Raw genomic sequence first — 881 nt, forward strand, 5'->3', positions numbered from 1 at the left:
TCCTTGACCGCATTCACGCAGTCCAGCGCCACCACGCGCCCGTCCTTCAGGTAGACGACCGAGAAGCTGCGCGCGTCCATGTCGCCCCGGATCACCGTCTGGTCAAAGCCCACGTTGATGCCGGCGGTCTGCAGACGCAGGTCGTACTGGTTGGACCAGAACCACGGGAAGGCCTTGTACGGCTTTTCCTCGCCGCAGATCGCCTTGGCCACGCAGGTCGCCATGTCGTTGGCGTTCTGCACCGATTCGACGCGCATCACGGTGCCGCCGGCATAGTCGCAGGCGAAAGCCGCGCAGTCGCCGATGGCGTAGATGTCGGGCAGCGAGGTGCGGCAATATTCGTCGACGTCGACACCGTTGGCCCCGGCCGCGCCTGCAAGGATCAGCGGGCCGACGGCGGGCACGATGCCGATGCCCACGATCACCGCCTGCGCCGGCACGATCTCGCCGTCCGCCAGCTTCACGCCGGTCACCTTGTGACCGTCGCCTTCGAGGCAATCGACCGCGACGCCGGTGCGCAGGTCCACCCCGTGGTCGCGGTGTTCCTTCTGGTAGAACTCGGAAAGTTCCTCACCCGCGACACGCGCCAGCACGCGGGGCAGCGCTTCGAGCAGCGTGACCTCGAGCCCCATCTTCGAAAGCACCGCGGCCGCTTCCAGCCCGATGTAGCCGCCGCCGATGACCACGATGTTCCTGGTGCCCGCGTCCACCTCGGCCATGAGCGTGTCGCAGTCCTGCCGCGTGCGCACGGCATGGACCCCGGCAAGCTCCGCGCCCGAGCACGAAAGCCGGCGCGGATCGCCCCCGGTCGCCCAGACCAGCTTGCCGTACGACAGCGTGGAGCCGTTCGAGAGCGTCAGTTCATGTGCCTCGGCATCGAC

1 protein-coding gene is annotated in these 881 nt (G+C 67.8%); it reads right to left on the bottom strand.

What is annotated here, in order from left to right:
* A partial coding sequence (locus GR702_RS21955; RefSeq protein ID WP_160987625.1) for an NAD(P)/FAD-dependent oxidoreductase occupies positions 1-881 on the bottom strand: 881 nt, incomplete at both ends.

Source organism: Novosphingobium silvae, from assembly GCF_009856825.1.
GTDB classification, from domain to species: domain Bacteria; phylum Pseudomonadota; class Alphaproteobacteria; order Sphingomonadales; family Sphingomonadaceae; genus Novosphingobium; species Novosphingobium silvae.